Annotated in this window: 3 protein-coding genes; all 3 read left to right on the top strand. The window is 76.4% G+C overall.

Annotated elements, in window-relative coordinates:
* Positions 1-171: 171 nt before the first annotated feature.
* The 3 genes from ACIQOV_RS35045 to ACIQOV_RS35035 all read left to right on the top strand — a co-directional run bounded on the left by ACIQOV_RS35045 (position 172) and on the right by ACIQOV_RS35035 (position 2,969).
* Positions 172-765, top strand: coding sequence for a universal stress protein (locus ACIQOV_RS35045; RefSeq protein ID WP_401054889.1), 594 nt, complete (start codon positions 172-174; stop codon positions 763-765).
* A gap of 73 nt (positions 766-838) precedes the next feature.
* Positions 839-2,293, top strand: coding sequence for a PLP-dependent aminotransferase family protein (locus tag ACIQOV_RS35040; protein WP_359902701.1), 1,455 nt, complete (start codon positions 839-841; stop codon positions 2,291-2,293).
* Positions 2,294-2,453: 160 nt separating this feature from the next.
* Positions 2,454-2,969 carry a hypothetical protein gene (locus ACIQOV_RS35035; RefSeq protein WP_401054888.1) on the top strand — a complete coding sequence of 172 codons (516 nt, stop codon included), beginning with the start codon at positions 2,454-2,456 and terminating at the stop codon, positions 2,967-2,969.
* Positions 2,970-3,033: the final 64 nt, after the last annotated feature.

Here is a 3,033-nt window from a genome sequence, read left to right as displayed (position 1 = left end):
CCCCCACGGAACCGCTGTGAGGCCGCCCACACGGTCGACAGCGCGTGACGGTCGGACAGCCGCCGGTGCCGGATTCGGCGCCCCGGCCACCGCCCCGGGTGGCCCGGGCCACAGCCCTCACCCGGAGAGCCCGCCGCCGTCACTCCCGGTGGCGGGCATAGCCTCATTTCCATGAGCAACGAGAGCGATGCAGCGGACACGGCGGACGCGGGAGAGGCGGCCGCCGGTACGGGTGGGGCGGCGGACGCCGGCGCGCGAGGGGCCGCCGCGGCCGGGGTGCCGACCGGCGCCCCGGGGCACGAGGCCGCGGCCGCACCCGCCGGCTTCGAGCTGGGCACCGACGGCCCCGGCGTGATCCTGGCCGGCCTGGACGGCTCCGACTCCTCCTGGCGCGCCACCGCCTACGCCGCCGGACTGGCCCGCCGGCAGGGCGCCGTCCTCGCGGTGGCGTACATCCAGCCGATCCTCGGCGCCGCGACCGCCCTGGCCGGGGCCGCGGTGGAGGAGACCACCCAGGAGATCGCCGAGGAACTGCTGGCCGCGCTGCGCGAGGCCGAGCACCGGGTGCGCGAGGTGTGGAAGGTGGAGTGGCGCTTCCTGACCATGCGCGGCGACCCGTACGGCGGCCTCGCCAAGCTCGCGGACGAGCTGCGCGCCGACGCCGTGGTGGTCGGCGTCTCCGAGCAGGCGGGGCACAAGGTGATCGGCTCGGTGGCCGTCCGGCTGGTCAAGGCCGGCCGCTGGCCGGTCACCGTCGTGCCGTAGGGCGATCGCCCCGGCCCGCGGCCGGGCAGCCGCCCGAGGAGGGCCGGGGCGGCGGCCGGTAGGGTGCGTGACCATGACGGACACGCGGGGCACGCACCCCTCCGAGCCCGCCCACTCGACCGGCAACGACCTGCACCTCGACCTCCCCGCCACCGGGGGTCGGCGCGCCGCGCTGATGGCGGCGCTGCGCGAGGCGATCCGCAGCGGCAGACTGGCCCCCGGCACCCGGCTGCCGCCCTACCGCGCCCTCGCCACCGACCTCGGCCTGGCCCGCAACACCGCCGCCGAGGCCTACGCCGAACTCGTGGCCGAGGGCTGGCTGACCGCCCGCCAGGGCTCCGGGACCACCGTGGCCGAACGCGCCGAGCCCGTCCCGCGCACCCGGGCCCGCCGGCCCGTCCGCCGTCCCGGTCCCACCCACGACCTGCGGCAGGGGCAGCCCGACGCCGCCTCCTTTCCGCGCACCGCCTGGCTCGCCGCCGCCCGCCGGGCCCTCACCGGCGCCCCCAACGAGGCCTTCGGGCCCGGCGATCCCCAGGGCCGGCGCGAGCTGCGCACCGTCCTCGCCGACTACCTCGCCCGCGCGCGGGGGGTGCGCACCGACCCCGACCGGATCGTGGTCTGCTCCGGCTTCGCCCACGCGCTGCGGCTGCTCTTCGACGGCGCCGCACCCGTCCTGCCGCCCGCCGAGCACGGCCCGCTGGCTGTCGAGGCGTACGGGCTGGGCTTCCACCGCGGGCTGCTGGCCGCCGCGGGCGTTGCCACCGTTCCGCTGTCGATCGACGAACTGGGCGCCCGGACAGGTGAGTTGGCCCGGTATCCGGAGGTCCGGACGGCCCTGCTCACCCCCGCCCACCAGTTCCCGACCGGCGGCCCGCTGCACCCGGGCCGCCGCGCGGCCGTGGTCGACTGGGCACGCGGGCGCGGCGGGCTGCTCCTGGAGGACGACTACGACGGGGAGTTCCGGTACGACCGCCAGCCGGTCGGCGCCCTCCAGGGGCTCGACCCCGAACGAGTGGTCTACCTCGGCAGCGCCAGCAAGAGCCTGACCCCCGCGCTGCGGCTCGGCTGGATGGTGCTGCCCGACCACCTGGTGGACCGGGTGCTCGCCGCCAAGGGCGAACGCGAGGGCTGGGCCAGCGCCCTGGACCAGCTCACGCTCGCCGATTTCATCGACTCCGGCGGCTACGACCGGCACGTGCGTCGGATGCGCCGCCGCTACCGGGACCGCCGCGACCAGCTGGTGGCCGCACTGGCCGCCCGCGCTCCGCACATCGAGGTCTCCGGCATCGCGGCCGGCCTGCACGCGGTGCTGCGACTGGAGCCGGGCACCGAGCGCTCGGTGCTCAAGGCCGCCGCCTACCGGGGCCTGGCCGTCGAGGGGCTCGCCGACTACCGCCACCCGGCGATCGGCGAGGAGGCGATGCCCGCCGTCGACGGACTGGTGGTCGGCTACGCCACGCCGCCGGACCACGCCTACCCGGCGGCGCTCGGCGCGCTCTGCGACATCCTGCCGCCCTGCGGGTGACGGGGCAGGGGAGGAGCGGCGAAGCATAGGGCCCCGGGCACGCCCGTGGGGGCGGAACGCGGGCGGCGGGTGCGCGGTGTCCGTTCGCCGCTCCTGCGTCGGTACGGACCGGGGCCGAGGAACGCAACCCGGGCGGAGGCGAGGCCTACGCTCCTTGGTCATGCGCAGAACACATCCGAGTCGCGCCGCGCTCGCCGCGTGTCCGGCCCTCGTCGTCGGTCTGCTCCTCGCCGCCGCCCCCGCCGCCCGGGCCGACACCCAGCTGCCCCTCACGGCCGTCTCCGACAAGCAGACGACCGTCCGGGGCGGCGAGTTCACGCTCTCCCTGACGCTGACCAACCCGTACGACACCCCGATCCAGTTCGTCTACCAGAGTGTCCAGGAGACCTACGCCACCAGTCTGGAGAACGGGCTCAAGTTCACCGCGACCGCCTGCGGCACCCAGACCAACGGGTGCAGTGACAACGTCCACGGCGGCATCGCCCGCTACAGCGTTCCACTCGCCCCGGGCGCCAGCAGCGCCTTCACGGTGACGTACGCCGTCGCCCCGGATTCGGCCTGCGGCCCGGAGACCCGGATCGACTTCTACTCCTACCTGTACTACGAGTACAACGGCGGTGAGACCAACAACTCGGGGATCATCGGCATCCCCGGTACCCAGGTCGCCTGCGCCTGACCCGGCGGGACCGTCGGCGTCGTCGGCAGCCCGTCGCGGGCGCCCGGGCCTCCCCGGTGCGGAC

It is taken from the genome of Kitasatospora sp. NPDC091257 (assembly GCF_044757675.1).
GTDB classification, from domain to species: domain Bacteria; phylum Actinomycetota; class Actinomycetes; order Streptomycetales; family Streptomycetaceae; genus Kitasatospora; species Kitasatospora lactacystinica.
This window is presented reverse-complemented; position numbering and strand designations above follow the sequence as displayed.

What these genes read in the sequence shown, in the direction of transcription:
- ACIQOV_RS35045 (WP_401054889.1), top strand. Translation starts at nt 172, where the DNA reads ATGAGCAACGAGAGCGATGCAGCGGACACGGCGGACGCGGGAGAGGCG.
- ACIQOV_RS35040 (WP_359902701.1), top strand. Translation starts at nt 839, where the DNA reads ATGACGGACACGCGGGGCACGCACCCCTCCGAGCCCGCCCACTCGACC.
- ACIQOV_RS35035 (WP_401054888.1), top strand. Translation starts at nt 2,454, where the DNA reads ATGCGCAGAACACATCCGAGTCGCGCCGCGCTCGCCGCGTGTCCGGCC.